Genomic DNA, 12,678 nt, shown 5'->3' with positions numbered 1-12,678 from the left:
TTTGGTTGTGCACGCGATTCCCGTCGCGTGCATGTTGGAAGAATTCCGATAGGAGAAAGAAAGAATGACGGATCTAACGCTTGGCTCGGGCCACGATCTTCTGGTCGAACTCACCGCAGAGATCGTTGCAGCCTATGTCAGCAATCATGTCGTACCGGTCGCCGAACTCTCGACGCTGATCGGCGATGTGCATGCCGCCCTGAACAATACCAGCAGCCCGGCTCCGGTCGTTGTCGCCGTTGAAAAGCCGAAGCCGGCCGTTTCCGTGCGCAAGTCGGTTCAGGATGACCAGATCACATGTCTGGAATGCGGCGGCACCTTCAAGTCGCTGAAACGCCACCTGATGACGCACCATAGCCTGTCGCCGGAAGAGTACCGCGAGAAGTGGGACCTGCCGTCCGATTATCCGATGGTGGCTCCGGCCTATGCCGAAGCGCGTTCGCGCCTCGCCAAGGAAATGGGTCTCGGCCAGCGCCGCAAGCGTCGCGGCAAGTAAGGGCAGGGCCGCCTGCACTTTGAACAGCAAACCGGCCCGGCGAGACCAGGCCGGTTTTTTATCACCCGCGAGCGGCAAGAACCCGACATCAGATTCGCGGCAAGAGGAAAATATACCTATTTTTTTCGGATAAATAACGAGAAACATCAAAAAAACAACGCTTGATTGCGGAAAGGCCGTTCCTTTCATCCCCGCAATCACACTAGGGTGTATGAATTATTTCCTATTCAAAGGAGTAAATCATGCGCCTCGGCAAAATTGTCCCCTTTTCCGCCTATCAGTTTACGCCGCCGAGCACCCGTGCGGCGGCCGGCCAGCGCCCGCCACCGGAAATCAAGTTGACGTCGCCATCGCCATTGGGCGATGCGATCAACATTGCCGAGCCCTGGGGGCCGGTCCTGCCCGTCGCCGTCCATCTGCGCTGCCGCGTCGTGCGTCAGCTGACGGCGGAGATGGTGATGCTGGTCGGTGAGCGCGTACCGCTCAGGCGCGACCGCCGGCGCACCAGCTGCCATGTCCGGCAGGTATCCATGTATGTCTGCCATGTGGTGCTGCAGATTTCGCTCACCGATATCGGCTACGCTTTCGGCCGCGACCGGACGACCGTCAGCCATGCCTGCAATGTCGTCGAGGACCGCCGCGACGACCCGGCCTTCGATGATTTCATCGCCTCGATCGAGCGTGTCGTCATTTCGGTCTTCGGTGCGCCGGGAGGCCGCGAGCATGAGTGATGCCGGTCACAAGATCATCGTCCGCCTTGTCCGGTATGCCGCAAGTCATCCGGCAGTCTTCATGGCGCCCTTGCATGGGGGCGTGGCGCTCTCTTCCGGTGCTGGCCAGCCGCCGCGGCATTTCCCGCAAGCCGCGCTGGAGCGGGCCTGCGCCCTGGGCCTCGTCGTCCGCGACGGCGACCGCATTCGCGCCACCTCCGAGGCGCAGGCCTTCTTGCGCCGGGCTCTGCTGGCGCCGGAAGAGGCATTTCAGGAGCAACATCGGGACACTGAAAACCGCACCGTTTCCGTCGATGGCATCCGCCAGACCGTGCGGGTCAACGCGCTGGAATCACCGCTCGGCGCCATTGCCCGGCTGAAGGAGAAATCCGGCCAGGCCTTCCTGCCCCCCGAAGCGCTTGCCGCGGGAGAGCGGCTGCATGCCGATTTCACCCGGGCGCAATTGCAGCCGCGCCTGACCATGGCCTACGAGCCGCGGCTTGCGTCGAAGGCCAGGGGAGGTGCCGGCGGCACGGCCGATCTCTGCGACACGGCGCTTGCCGCGCGGATGCGCGTCGCCAAGGCGATGGAGGCGATCGGGCCGGAGCTCTGCGGCGTCGCACTCGACGTCTGCTGCTTTCAGAAGGGGTTGGAGCTTGTCGAGCGGGAGCGGCAATGGCCGGCGCGCTCCGCCAAACTGATGTTGCGCGCCGCCTTGATGGCGCTTGCCCGTCACTATGCGCCACCGCGTTCCGCGAGCAGGCACAGCCATGCCTGGGGAGCGGAGGGGTATCGGCCGGATGGCAGCGGCCTGGTGACCGGTATCTGACCGGTCCTAGGCCGCCAGCCGCCGGGCAGCCTCGTCCTTGATTCGCTTGACCATCGAGCGCAGGCCGTTGGCGCGCTGGGCAGTCAGGTATTCGATCAGGCCCATACGGCCGAACAGGTCGAGCGCGTCGATCTTGAGGATATCCGAGGCAGGCTTGCCGGAGAAGATCGACAGCACGATGGCGACGAGGCCGCGCACGATATGCGCGTCCGACTCGCCTTCGAAAGTAAGGATCGGATCGCGGCTTGCGCCATCGGCATGGGTGACCAGCCAGACCTGGCTGGCGCAGCCATGCACCTTGGTCTCGGCCGTCCGCTTCTCCTCAGGCATCTCCGGCAGCTTGCGGCCAAGCTCGATGACATAGCTCATCCGGTCCTGCCAATCGTCCAGGAAGGAGCAATTGTCGACGATCTCGGCAAGCGGCGTGATCCGCGATATGTTCATCTGATCCATGCCCTTCATATAGGCGTGATGCCGGGGAGTGTGAAGTGTTTTTGCGCAATACAGCGCGTTGTTGGTGTCGCGCCGTCGGAAAATTGTCCCCGAAGTCTGTGTCGCGGCCAAGCAAATGCTACAAAAAATGGGAGCTACCGTGATTCTCGCCATCATCATCGCCGCTGGCAATCCCAGGCCTTGACTGTATCGCAGTTGAGATACATATAGGTTGACCATTAGCTGACCAATCGCCACTGAGGTGAGTGGCCGACAGGTAGCTAATCACGGCATGGGAGTCCTAATATGGCTGCTAACACAAAAATGATTCACGTTCGGGTCGATGACGACATCCGCGAAGAAGCTGCGTCGGTTCTTGGATCGTTCGGTCTTTCGGTTTCAGAGGCCGTTCGAGTGTTTCTCCATCGTGTCGTCGTAAGCCAGAGCTTTCCGCTTGAACTCAAGGTCCCCAACGAAACGACCCGTGCCGCTCTTGCAGAGGCTCGTGAGATCAGGAAAGCTCGCAAGGCCCGCTTTGCGACGCCAGAGGAGCTTTTCGCCGATCTCGATGGCAAGAAGGAACTAGCCTCGACTCCAAGTTCTGCGAGAAAGCAACTTGAAAAAATCAGGCGCCGCTAGACGAGCCTCTCTTCCGAGAGCCTCTGAGTATACCAAGCAATTTCGAAAAGACTGGGACCGGTACAACAAGGCCGGCAAAATGGACATGAATCGCGTCATCGAACTGATGACTGAGATTATTCTGAAAAAGCCGCTTGGAGCGGAGTGGGCTGATCATGAGCTTTCCGGTAACGAGTGGAAAGGCGCAAGGGAAGCCCATATCGGAGGTGATTTTCTCCTCGTCTATGATGCAGATGACGACTTCGTCGAATTCGTCAGGCTGGGCACGCATTCTGAGCTGTTCGGACGGTAAAAAGGACGGTCGTAAGACCGCCCCCGGCATGAAAACGGCAGCGCCATCTATTCAATGGTTCGGCTGTCCAATAGGTCCGGGAAGACGTACGCTCGGTGTCTGTCTGCTTTCAATTATGTTTTACTGCGCAACCGCCGCCTTCGGATCGAGGCGCTTTTCCGGCACAGGCACCTTGTTGAAGAGCGGCTCGGCTTCGGTGGAGGCGGGTTCTTCAGTCGTGACGGCGGCTGCCGGGACGGGAGCGATGATGGTGCCGGTTGTTACCGTGTCGCTTGGTTCGGCGAATTGCTGGTCGAGGAAGAGATAGGCGATCTTTGCGCCTTCGCGGGCCCGGTGGCCGAGCGCCACGAAGGTCTCGGCGCCCTTTTCGCAGACGTCCGGCTTCTGCACGCAGAGCGCGCCGATATAGCCGAACGCCTCTGTCGCGGCCGACATCGTGTCGCCGACATCCACCTTCGGACCCTTGTCAAGCGTCGCGCTGCTCGACGGGTCGAGGAACGGCAAGAGCACCAGCACCAGCGAAAACCAGAATGTTCCCTTGATCAGAAACCACATTGTTTTGCCCAATCCTTTGGTCCGGCCTTTGGTCCGGCATTTGGTCCGGCGCCTGGCGTCCGGTCTTTGCCGGTTTCGCTTCCTGGCGCCTTGTCATCACACCTTAGGCGGGGATTCGGAACATGCCTTTGCCAAAACCGTTCGCATTTGCACCGTCTTTTCGTAAAATTGTCGATATCGGCATTTGAACTGCATTTTACGTGCAATTTAACAGACGCCATTAAGGATCATGGCGAGGGCCTGTCCGGCTGTCCCGCAAACGCTGGGTCGCGGTCAGGGTGGTGTTGCCACAAAGGTTAATGTCGTGGGAAAAACCGCCTGAAATCCGTTGCTTACGCCCCATTAACCACAAAAGACGAAGCCGTTGCGATTTGTCCCGGAATGGGACTTTCGGGCGATTCCGCGGGGTTTGCAGCAATTTGATTTATCCTTTCATTAAGCCGCCGGTGCGAAATTCGGATAGGTGAAGTCATCTTCCGGCCAGCCCGTTTTCGGGCCCGAGATGACGGCCTCGCATAAGGACGGAACCATGACGGATTCCGCGAAAAAACGAGCGTACAGGGTTAAACGTGAGCGTATTGCGTAACATTGCTGGCAGGATGGCGTCCCGCGTGGACGACGCTGCACGCCTGTGGCTGCCGCGTCAGGTGGCCGGCGAGCCGGAGAGAAGCCGTGAACTCGCCGTTGTTCGCGCCGTTGCCGCGACCGCTCTTGTTGCCTTCCCCTCGGTGCCGCTGGCGCTGTCGGCTGCGCTGCCGGTTTCGCTGGCTTTGCCCGTCGGTGCGGCACTCGTCGCCGCTACCGCGCTGATGACGGTGGCAGGCGGTATCGCCTATGTGCACAACCGTCCGGTTGTCCTGCCGGCGGCCGGATCCGAGCCTGCGCCTGCCGACAACGGCGCGCGGCATTACGATTGCTTCGCCGGTCTCGTCACGATCCACGATGTCAGGGGCTCGGTGACCGCCATTCACGGGCGGGATGCGGAGGGCTATCTTGCCTGGATGCGCAATCCGCTGGGGCGCGGCTTTATCGAGCAGATCCACGTTTCCGACCGCATCCTGTTGCTGCAGGCGATCGATGAATTGCGTCAGGGCAGCCGCGAGGCGACGATCGACATCCGGTTCGAGCGGCCAAATGTCTTTGCCGAGGGCGAGCAGTTCGTCCATATGCGCTGCGAGATGACCGCGCTCGGTAATGAACGGCACCGACTTTCTTCCATTCTTGTCCAGTCGCGCGACGTCTCCGAGGAGGCGCGCCTGCGTGCCGAGGCCGTGCAGAAGACCCGGCTCGCAGAAACCGCCAACGACGCCAAGACCCGTTTCCTGGCCGCCGTCAGCCACGAGCTGCGCACGCCGCTCAATGCCATCCTCGGTTTTTCCGACATCCTTGCCGGCGAATATTTCGGCAAGCTCGAAAACGACCGCCAGCGGGAGTATGTGGCGCTGATCAACCAGTCGGGCGCCCATCTCCTGTCGGTCGTCAACACCATGCTCGACATGAGCAAGATCGAAGCGGGCCGCTACGAACTGATGCCGGAACCGTTCCGGGTATCGGAGGTGGTCAATGCCTGCGAAGCGATGCTCGGCCTTCAGGCGCGTGAAAAGGGCGTGCAGCTGACCAGCCGCATCATGCGCACGGTGGGTGAGGTCAATGCCGACCAGCGCGCCCTCCAGCAGATCCTCATCAACCTTGTCGGCAATGCGATCAAGTTCACCGACCGCGGCGGCCTCGTCACCATCGACGCGGAGGTTTCCGGCAGCGACCTGAAGCTGACCGTCAGCGACACCGGCATCGGCATCGCCGAGAGTAAGCTCGCGACGCTCGGCGAGCCCTTCGTGCAGATCCAGAACGACTATACCCGCAAATATGAGGGAACCGGCCTCGGCTTGTCGCTGGTCAAGGGACTGGTGGCGCTGCATGGCGGCCAGTTCGACCTGGCCAGCCGTGCCGGCGAGGGTACGGTGATCGCGGTCACAATTCCGCTTGACGGCTCCGGCATCCGTGTCGCCGACGAGCGTGAAGTCATGGGACAGACAATGGTGGACTTTCCGCCGCGCCTGAAGGAGCGCACGGGTAAGACGACGAACGGCCGGGCGCTTGCGGAAGCGGACCGGGCGGAAGTTGACGTGACGATTGGAGGCGCTGGCCATGACGGCTCGCAAGCGAAAACAGCCTGAGCGGAAAAAGAAGGCGCAGCGCGGGCCTGGTCTTGTAGTGCTCGGCCTTGCGACGCGCGGTCTCACCGCCGCCGGTCGCCTCGCGGTGCGCAATCCCGGGATTTTCGGCGGCTCTGCGGCTTTCGTTGTGGCGTTCAGTTTCGTCGCGGCGAATGCGATGTGGTACCAGCCGGGTGCCCATCCGTCGCCGCTCCTGCGCACCCGCCTGCCGTTCACCCATCCGCAGACCGCCGGTCTGGACGAGGAACCGGCCGGCGCTTCGCCGCGCAAGGTGACGACCTTCGTCATCCAGCGGGAGGATGACACCGCGGCGGCGCCGATCGATAAGCAGAAGCCGGAACCTGCAGCGGAAGCGGCGCAAGTCCAGCCGGCAGCAACGCCGGTGACGGGCTCGGCGCTGGTGGCGGGCATCCAGAAGGAACTGGCCCGGCGTGGCCTCTATGACGGCCCCGCTGACGGCAAGACCGGCCCGAAGACCTCAGCCGCGATCCTGCGCTTCGAAAAGCAGGCCGGCCGCCCGGAAACCGGCGTTGCGAACGAAACGCTGTTCGCCGCCTTGCAGAAGGAGCCGGCCAAGGGCAGGGCGCTGACTGCTGCCCGGCCTGCCGATCGGCCCTATCAGAACATCAAGGGCGGCAAGGGTGAGCTCGACCCGGTTGCCGCCGCGATCCGCAATGCCGAGATCGATCCTCAGTTCATTCCAAAGGTCGATATCCCGGCCTCGAGCGAACTGGTGATGAACATCCAGAAGGGCCTGAGCAACCTTGCCTATACCGACGTCTCGATCGACGGCGTGGCCGGCGAACAGACCCGCTCGGCCATCCGCCATTTCGAGAAGCACTACCGCCTGCCCGAAACCGGCCAGCCGAGCGACAAGGTGCTGAAGAAGATGAAGGAAATCGGCGCGCTCTGAGGAGGGTATAAGTCACGAAAATTCCCGGCTCGCTTTGCCCCTCACCCTAGCCCTCTCCCCGCAAGCGGGGAGAGGGGATGACGGAGCTTGCCGCTCGTCCCTTCTCCCCCGTTAAACGGGGAGAAGGTGCCCGACAGGGCGGATGAGGGGCATTGCACGCCGCTTCGTATGTTTTCACCACGACCTGTCGCGACATTTGCGCTGCAACCTGCGTCGGTGTATCTGCCTGCCATGCGTCTGAAATCCGAACTCTTCGTTTCCGCTCTGCTTCGCCGGGTGTTCAACCTCGGGGGTTATGCCGCCGTACTGCGAAAAGGCGCCGAAGACGCCGGGGCGATTTTCATCCGGCAGCGGTCGCGGCTTGGCCACGAAACGCTTTATGCCCCCGCACCTCAAAGTTTCTTTGATGATCGCGCACCTGGCCGGCTGTTCGAGATCCGGCTTGAGCAAGCCGATGGTGAGGCTGTCGATCAAGCAATTGCCCGCGAGGTCCGCTTCGATCCGGATTGCTGGGTGGTGGAAATCGAGGTCGATGGCCGCGGCGATCTGTTCGATGTCGTCGCCGAAAGGGAAAGCTGACGCCGGATTTCAGCGTCCGCGACCGAAGGCCCGGTTCGGTTGGGTGACAGCGCCGTCGCGCACGGTCGTTTCCTTGGCGACAGGCGTCCGGCGCGGATCTGTGCCGCGTTCGGGCGCAAGATAGGGCTGGTGTTCGGGCTTGGTCGCCGTTTCGTCCTGCACCGCGCGCAGCCAGGATTGAAGGCTGGCGCGGCTTGTCTCTGGCGTGAGCGAAGCGATGAGGGCATCGCCGCGCGTGGCACCGCCGAAGCGTTCGGCAAGATCCGGATAGAGCGCGCCAAGCACGAAGAGGGTATCGGCGTGTCGCATGCCAAGCGCCGTGAGCGCAATGGCGAGATGCTGGCCGGATATGTCGAGGAGGATGCGTTCACCGAACTCCGGGCTGGTCGACAGGGCGGCGGCAAGGCTGGCGGCGAAAAGATTGGCCTCGCCGGAGCGGGCGAAGCGCACAAGAAGCGCCTCGTGCAGCGGGCTTAGCGGTTCGATGGCCGGATCGGCCGGCAGGTCCTGTTTGGTCACGCGGGCAAGCGCCCTGATATCGCCGCGCAATTTTTCTTCACGCAACCGTTTCGCCGCATCCGGTGCAACGGTTTCCGGCGGGCGTTTTTCCGCAGCGGCAGGGATGTCAACCGCTTTTGCCGGTGCACTGGCCGTCTGGCGGCGCTCGACCAGCGCATCGACGATGTGAACCGACAAATTCTCGCGGCGGGCAATTGCGGTGGCATGGGCCGGACCCTGGGCGCGGATGATCTGCGACAGCGTTGTGTCGCTGATCGAGGTCGAGCGGGTGAGGAAAATCGCCGCAATGGAAATGGGCGCGTTGCCGATCACGAGCGCCACCGATTGCGGTAGGTGCTGGCATTGCGAGAGAGCGGCTGCCGCCTGGCGGCGGGCCTCGTCGCTGGAGGCGCCAAACAGCGGCTCGAACAACTCGGCAAATTGCTTGAGGTCGGACCGGCGCGGATGGCGCAATCCCTCGAAACCGGTCACGGTCGCCATCAGGACGACGTCCTTCAGCCGTCCTGCCTGCGGCCTTTCCAACTCACGAAACCGGTCCGCCACGGATACACCCACTCGTACGCACACCACACTGTCCCGATTTCGGACCGGCGGTCTGCCCGGTTATCCGAAGGGAGCTCGAAATCTCAGGCAAAATCGGGAGGGATTGCTTCGAACGTCGTGGCCGACACCAGTGTCAATACCGTTAAAGCACTGAAAACATTGGCACCTGCACAGTTCATGCCGACCCTGCCGATCATGGCTGAATGATTGGGAGAGAGTACGGCGACGTGGTTAACATTCCGTTTACCGATCGGGAAGGACGGTGTCGGCAGACATCCCCCAGAAGGCAGGGCTATGGCATTGGAGCGCAGGTGCTTGCGACAAGCTCCCCTCTTCTCCCCAGCGGGGAGAAGTGCCGAGCGCATGCGAGGCGATGAGGGGGGCCGCGATCTCGGCGCCAGCGCCCCCCTCATCCGGCCCTGCGGGCCACCTTCTCCCCGCTGGGGAGAAGAGGGGGAGAAGCGCAAGTCCGAATGCGATTTCCCCTGCCCTAAAGGGAGGAGATGCCGATAGGAGTGAGACGGCAACTGTCGTGTACTGTGCGACATCCTCTACGCAGATGCCTGCCACGGCCTGTCGGCCGGAGGGTTGCGTTGAAACGCAGAACGGGCGGCACCATGCCGCCCGTCGTCATGTTCGCGGGAACCCAGATCAGTTGCAACGGTCGTCGCCGGGCCGGCAGCGGCGGCGGCTATCCCGTTTCCGGATCTGGTCGTTGTCGGTGTCACGGCGCTGCACGCGCGGGCCAACCCTGTCCCTGTCACGTTCGCGGCTGCCGCGGAATTCCCGGGCGTCATCGCCGCGCCGGCGCTCGGCGCGGTCCCGATCCCGGCGTGGACGCTCGATATTGCCATCGTCACGACGCAGGCGGTCGATGCGATCCCTGTCGCGGTCACGGCGCTCGATACGGTCGCGATCACGGCGGGGCCGCTCGATGAATATCCCGTCGTCATCGCCGCGGCGCATGCGGTCGAAGTTGTCGTAGTCGCGGCGTATGCGGCGATCGCGATCATAGCGATCCCCGTCGGTATCACGGCGGTAGTAGTCGCGGTTCCGGTAGTAGCGATCGCCGCGATAATAGTCCCGCTGCCTGTAGAAGTCGCGGTTGCGGTAGTGGCGATCCCAATAGCTTCCGATCTCGAAGGTGACAAACGGAATGCCGAGCGTGTCGTAATAATCGGGCTCCAGGTAGACGCGGCTCTGCCGGTACTCTACCTGGACGTAGCGGGCGGCGACCCAGCCGCGACCGTAGTAGAAGGACACGTCGCACCAGGGGATGTCGGCAAGGCAGCCATGGATTTCCACCGACGTGCCGACGGGAATGACGGCGACTGCCGGATATCGCGTGCTCGGTCCTGACCGCATGTTGACGTTGGCGGTAGCAAAGCCTGCTGCCGCGTGTGCAGCGGCGGGCAGCAGAAACGCAGCTATCGCTAGAAAAGCGGCCTTCAATGCGTATTTTCGATGTGTCGTCATCAACTATCCATCCCTATCGATGCGGCGTCGGTCTGCTCTCGCGGCCGCGCCATTCCTCGCACACACCTTTGTTTTTATGTCTTTTTTGAGATGACACCTATTAAAGGCCGTGCGCGTTTCACGGAGAAACGCGAAAGCCAGGCCCTTCGTTCCGGGGAGGGGCGCGAGGAGAGGGCGAATGGCGCCTGCCGGGAACGGGGCAGCTGAAAAAAACGGGAACCAAAGACAGGCTGGCGCGTTGAAGCGACGTTGGAAGAGGAGCCCTGACATGGTCGAAAAGAAATTCGCATCCGTACCGAACGAAGTCGACGTCGAGGCGAGTGCCGCACGGGTCGATCTCGACAACCAGATCGCCGAATTGCGCGCCGAGATTGCCCGGCTGACAGAAACTGTTTCAGCCATCGGCACGGGCGCGAGGGCCGTCGTGACGTCCGAAGCCGAAGTGCTGACCGAGCGTCTGCGCGAGCGTGTCCGCGAGGAGCCCGTATCGACCCTGCTGGCGATCGCCGGGGTCGCTTTCGTCATCGGATTGTTGGCAAGGCGGTGACCCGTCCGGGTGTTGCCCTGTTCCCTTCGGAACGGCGGCGCTTCAATTGCTCGTCTATTGTCGTTTTTGAAAGCGCAAGGCTCTGTCCGGTGGTATCGTCCGGGCAAAGTTGGTCAGATCACCGGCAACAGCGATTTCTATCGCTAGGATTAGGGTTTTGACGGTTAAGGAGCTATTAACTATCGTATGGCTCAATCGGACAGCCTGGCAGATCACTCGATCCAGGCGACTCGCTTTCACGAATGGCATGAGATCCGGGTGTCCCGGAAGAAGGAGCAAACGAGAAAGGCGCAGATGTCCGGGCGAAAGCTTGAAGGAACGCGTCGGCCCGCAGAACGGGCAGGGTGAGATAAACGATAGTTCATCCGTCTCAACCAGATTTTTGGAGACGAGCATGGCAGAAGTTATTCGAATAGAGGACCGTCTCACGCGGGCACCGCCAAAACCGGCGATGGGTTCCGTTGCGCCGAGCAACGCCGTCGTCCTGTTGTTTACCGGCATCCGCTACGAGCGGCTGGAGGGCGATCACGCCGCAATGCCGCCGCAACCGGTTCCCGACCATACCAAGAAACACTGAGATACCAAGAAATAGCGAGATGTTTCAGGCCGGTGCCGCTCATCCCCGCCGTGGCACTTTTTCTGGCACATGCCCTGCGATGAGAGACAACCGCTGGATATTCGACAGCGGCCGCGGCATTTGCGGCTCGATCGGCGGCATGAGCCACGATCAAGCGACTTTCGACTTTTTGCGCCTCAGCGCCAGGCCTCAGCGCCAGGGCTCAGCGCCGGAATGGCTCGCAGCTCGACTCGGCGAGAAAGTTGCGCACCGGCTCTTCGAAACTGCCGCTTGGGGCGAGCGCCCGCAAGACGGCATAACCTTCCTCATCCGGCATCTCGACCACGATCGACTGGGCAAGGCTTTCGGGCGGCGTTTTTCTAAGATCGACCAGCTGGATCGGCGTCGCCATCACCAGATCGAGATTGCCGTTGACCGCCGTGTGGTCGTTCATGCTGAAAATCTCATTGGAATCAGCGTCATAAATCGACAGAGACCAGAACGGGACCGCGCCCTTGGCGATGAAACGGGCGGGGCCGGTGCTGACTGAAAAGCCGCAGACGGCGACGCGCAGAAACGGATCCTCATTGGCAAGGCCGGTCGGGCCCGGCTCGCTGGTGAGCGGGAAGAAACTGTCCATCTCGTAGAGGCCGAGCACCCGGCTATAGGCATCCTTGCCGGTGAACTGCGGCAGCGCAAGGATGATGACGATGTGCAGGAGTGCCGCGCCGACGAGGCCGACGAGGATGGCGAAGAGAATGCTACGCATCCGGGCACCCCGTCTTGACGATCTTCGGCATGGTAAGATCGATGAGGCCGGAGGAGCCGGCGGTCGGGGTATCGAGCAGCGTCAGCACCAGCTTGAAGGCACCGACGCGGCGGATTGCCAGCCAGTTGTCGGGCTCAGCGACTGGGGAGACGTGGATGATGAAAGAACTGTCCGGCTGTCTGAGCACGGTCCAGGCATTGATCGCGCCCGGAAGCGCCGGATCGGCTTTCATCGGCTGATCGTTGGCATTGGTGGCATAGAGCGTCCAGAATCGGGCGGGCGGGGTGATGCCGGTGATGTCGTAGGAGCAGCCGGAGGAAAGCTTTTTACCGTCGCTGTCGATGGCGGCGGTGAACTGCAGGCCTTCGGCGCTGCCGTAAAGAAGTTTGCCCGCGCGCGCCCGGTGCGCCTTGGCATAAGGGTCGGTGTTTTCTGTCTGCACATCCGGAAAGGCGACCCAGGGCCCAAGCGCGATCGCCCCGAAACCGACAGTCGCCTTCAAGGCGGAGACGGTCGAGGCGATACCGACGCCGAAGGCGACGGACAGGGCAAGGGCGACGAGGAACGGGATGCGGAACAAGAGGGTTACCTTGGGGATGAAGGTTGGATGGCAGGCGAACGGCGCTTTGAGTTCGTCGCGGCGTAC

The 12,678-nt window shown here is 62.1% G+C and carries 16 protein-coding genes; 10 read left to right on the top strand and 6 right to left on the bottom strand.

The genetic code is table 11. The annotated features are described in order from the left end of the window. Positions 1–64: 64 nt before the first annotated feature. The 3 genes from ACSQ2Z_RS16070 to ACSQ2Z_RS16060 all read left to right on the top strand — a co-directional run bounded on the left by ACSQ2Z_RS16070 (position 65) and on the right by ACSQ2Z_RS16060 (position 2,035). On the top strand, positions 65–496 hold the full coding sequence (locus ACSQ2Z_RS16070) for a MucR family transcriptional regulator (RefSeq protein WP_436082102.1): 432 nt from the start codon (positions 65–67) through the stop codon (positions 494–496). A 242-nt stretch (positions 497–738) separates the two neighbouring features. Continuing rightward, entirely contained in the window at positions 739–1,227 is a 489-nt protein-coding gene (locus tag ACSQ2Z_RS16065) for a helix-turn-helix domain-containing protein (RefSeq protein ID WP_436082101.1), read from the top strand. Next, positions 1,220–2,035: a DUF6456 domain-containing protein gene (locus ACSQ2Z_RS16060; protein ID WP_436082100.1), complete on the top strand. Its 816-nt coding sequence runs from the start codon at positions 1,220–1,222 to the stop codon at positions 2,033–2,035. Before ACSQ2Z_RS16065 ends, ACSQ2Z_RS16060 begins: the two co-directional genes overlap by 8 nt. Before the next feature lie 6 nt (positions 2,036–2,041). On the opposite strand, the gene ACSQ2Z_RS16055 is transcribed toward ACSQ2Z_RS16060, so the two are convergent. Continuing rightward, on the bottom strand, positions 2,042–2,464 hold the full coding sequence (locus tag ACSQ2Z_RS16055) for a SufE family protein (protein ID WP_436083100.1): 423 nt from the start codon (positions 2,462–2,464) through the stop codon (positions 2,042–2,044). Between the two features lie 309 nt (positions 2,465–2,773). Between ACSQ2Z_RS16055 and ACSQ2Z_RS16050 the strand changes: the two genes are divergently transcribed. Next, positions 2,774–3,106 (top strand): type II toxin-antitoxin system RelB/DinJ family antitoxin, encoded by a 333-nt coding sequence (locus ACSQ2Z_RS16050; RefSeq protein ID WP_436082099.1) that lies wholly within the window; start codon positions 2,774–2,776, stop codon positions 3,104–3,106. Continuing rightward, positions 3,084–3,398, top strand: a complete 315-nt coding sequence (locus ACSQ2Z_RS16045) for a type II toxin-antitoxin system YafQ family toxin (RefSeq protein WP_436082098.1) — start codon at positions 3,084–3,086, stop codon at positions 3,396–3,398. Before ACSQ2Z_RS16050 ends, ACSQ2Z_RS16045 begins: the two co-directional genes overlap by 23 nt. A gap of 120 nt (positions 3,399–3,518) precedes the next feature. Here ACSQ2Z_RS16045 and ACSQ2Z_RS16040 read toward each other — a convergent pair whose 3' ends face one another. Then, a complete protein-coding gene (locus ACSQ2Z_RS16040; RefSeq protein WP_436082097.1) occupies positions 3,519–3,953 on the bottom strand; it encodes a DUF5330 domain-containing protein in 435 nt (144 codons plus the stop codon). A gap of 599 nt (positions 3,954–4,552) precedes the next feature. Between ACSQ2Z_RS16040 and ACSQ2Z_RS16035 the strand changes: the two genes are divergently transcribed. The 3 genes from ACSQ2Z_RS16035 to ACSQ2Z_RS16025 all read left to right on the top strand — a co-directional run bounded on the left by ACSQ2Z_RS16035 (position 4,553) and on the right by ACSQ2Z_RS16025 (position 7,622). Further along, complete coding sequence (locus tag ACSQ2Z_RS16035; protein WP_436083099.1) at positions 4,553–6,130, top strand: sensor histidine kinase; 1,578 nt, start codon at positions 4,553–4,555, stop codon at positions 6,128–6,130. Then, a complete protein-coding gene (locus ACSQ2Z_RS16030) occupies positions 6,102–7,043 on the top strand; it encodes a peptidoglycan-binding domain-containing protein (RefSeq protein ID WP_436082096.1) in 942 nt (313 codons plus the stop codon). Before ACSQ2Z_RS16035 ends, ACSQ2Z_RS16030 begins: the two co-directional genes overlap by 29 nt. A 231-nt stretch (positions 7,044–7,274) precedes the next feature. Further along, positions 7,275–7,622, top strand: coding sequence for a DUF1491 family protein (locus ACSQ2Z_RS16025; RefSeq protein ID WP_436082095.1), 348 nt, complete (start codon positions 7,275–7,277; stop codon positions 7,620–7,622). Between the two features lie 9 nt (positions 7,623–7,631). Here the strand turns inward: ACSQ2Z_RS16025 and ACSQ2Z_RS16020 are convergent, their stop codons facing one another. After that, entirely contained in the window at positions 7,632–8,711 is a 1,080-nt protein-coding gene (locus ACSQ2Z_RS16020) for a DUF2336 domain-containing protein (RefSeq protein ID WP_436082094.1), read from the bottom strand. A gap of 624 nt (positions 8,712–9,335) precedes the next feature. After that, positions 9,336–10,136 carry an SH3 domain-containing protein gene (locus ACSQ2Z_RS16015; RefSeq protein WP_436083098.1) on the bottom strand — a complete coding sequence of 267 codons (801 nt, stop codon included), beginning with the start codon at positions 10,134–10,136 and terminating at the stop codon, positions 9,336–9,338. Positions 10,137–10,428: 292 nt separating this feature from the next. Between ACSQ2Z_RS16015 and ACSQ2Z_RS16010 the strand changes: the two genes are divergently transcribed. Beyond that, the gene (locus tag ACSQ2Z_RS16010) at positions 10,429–10,707 is read left to right on the top strand and encodes a hypothetical protein (RefSeq protein ID WP_436082093.1); all 279 of its coding nucleotides are present in this window, start codon (positions 10,429–10,431) and stop codon (positions 10,705–10,707) included. Between the two features lie 394 nt (positions 10,708–11,101). Then, complete coding sequence (locus ACSQ2Z_RS16005; protein WP_436082092.1) at positions 11,102–11,284, top strand: hypothetical protein; 183 nt, start codon at positions 11,102–11,104, stop codon at positions 11,282–11,284. 202 nt (positions 11,285–11,486) lie between these two features. On the opposite strand, the gene ACSQ2Z_RS16000 is transcribed toward ACSQ2Z_RS16005, so the two are convergent. Both ACSQ2Z_RS16000 and ACSQ2Z_RS15995 read right to left on the bottom strand, forming a co-directional pair. Continuing rightward, positions 11,487–12,032 (bottom strand): DUF1254 domain-containing protein, encoded by a 546-nt coding sequence (locus tag ACSQ2Z_RS16000; RefSeq protein ID WP_436082091.1) that lies wholly within the window; start codon positions 12,030–12,032, stop codon positions 11,487–11,489. After that, positions 12,025–12,612 carry a DUF1214 domain-containing protein gene (locus ACSQ2Z_RS15995; RefSeq protein WP_436082090.1) on the bottom strand — a complete coding sequence of 196 codons (588 nt, stop codon included), beginning with the start codon at positions 12,610–12,612 and terminating at the stop codon, positions 12,025–12,027. Before ACSQ2Z_RS15995 ends, ACSQ2Z_RS16000 begins: the two co-directional genes overlap by 8 nt. Between the last annotated feature and the right edge of the window lie 66 nt (positions 12,613–12,678).

It is taken from the genome of Pararhizobium sp. LjRoot235 (assembly GCF_964254145.1).
Taxonomy (GTDB): domain Bacteria; phylum Pseudomonadota; class Alphaproteobacteria; order Rhizobiales; family Rhizobiaceae; genus Pararhizobium.
Note: the sequence above shows the minus strand (reverse complement) of the source record. Positions and strands in the feature narration are given on the sequence as shown.

Excerpts from the sequence above, each read along its gene's own strand:
- ACSQ2Z_RS16070 (WP_436082102.1), top strand. The coding sequence starts at position 65 with ATGACGGATCTAACGCTTGGCTCGGGCCACGATCTTCTGGTCGAACTC.
- ACSQ2Z_RS16065 (WP_436082101.1), top strand. The coding sequence starts at position 739 with ATGCGCCTCGGCAAAATTGTCCCCTTTTCCGCCTATCAGTTTACGCCG.
- ACSQ2Z_RS16060 (WP_436082100.1), top strand. The coding sequence starts at position 1,220 with ATGAGTGATGCCGGTCACAAGATCATCGTCCGCCTTGTCCGGTATGCC.
- ACSQ2Z_RS16050 (WP_436082099.1), top strand. The coding sequence starts at position 2,774 with ATGGCTGCTAACACAAAAATGATTCACGTTCGGGTCGATGACGACATC.
- ACSQ2Z_RS16040 (WP_436082097.1), bottom strand. The coding sequence starts at position 3,953 with ATGTGGTTTCTGATCAAGGGAACATTCTGGTTTTCGCTGGTGCTGGTG.
- ACSQ2Z_RS16035 (WP_436083099.1), top strand. The coding sequence starts at position 4,553 with ATGGCGTCCCGCGTGGACGACGCTGCACGCCTGTGGCTGCCGCGTCAG.
- ACSQ2Z_RS16030 (WP_436082096.1), top strand. The coding sequence starts at position 6,102 with ATGACGGCTCGCAAGCGAAAACAGCCTGAGCGGAAAAAGAAGGCGCAG.
- ACSQ2Z_RS16025 (WP_436082095.1), top strand. The coding sequence starts at position 7,275 with ATGCGTCTGAAATCCGAACTCTTCGTTTCCGCTCTGCTTCGCCGGGTG.
- ACSQ2Z_RS16010 (WP_436082093.1), top strand. The coding sequence starts at position 10,429 with ATGGTCGAAAAGAAATTCGCATCCGTACCGAACGAAGTCGACGTCGAG.
- ACSQ2Z_RS16005 (WP_436082092.1), top strand. The coding sequence starts at position 11,102 with ATGGCAGAAGTTATTCGAATAGAGGACCGTCTCACGCGGGCACCGCCA.
- ACSQ2Z_RS16000 (WP_436082091.1), bottom strand. The coding sequence starts at position 12,032 with ATGCGTAGCATTCTCTTCGCCATCCTCGTCGGCCTCGTCGGCGCGGCA.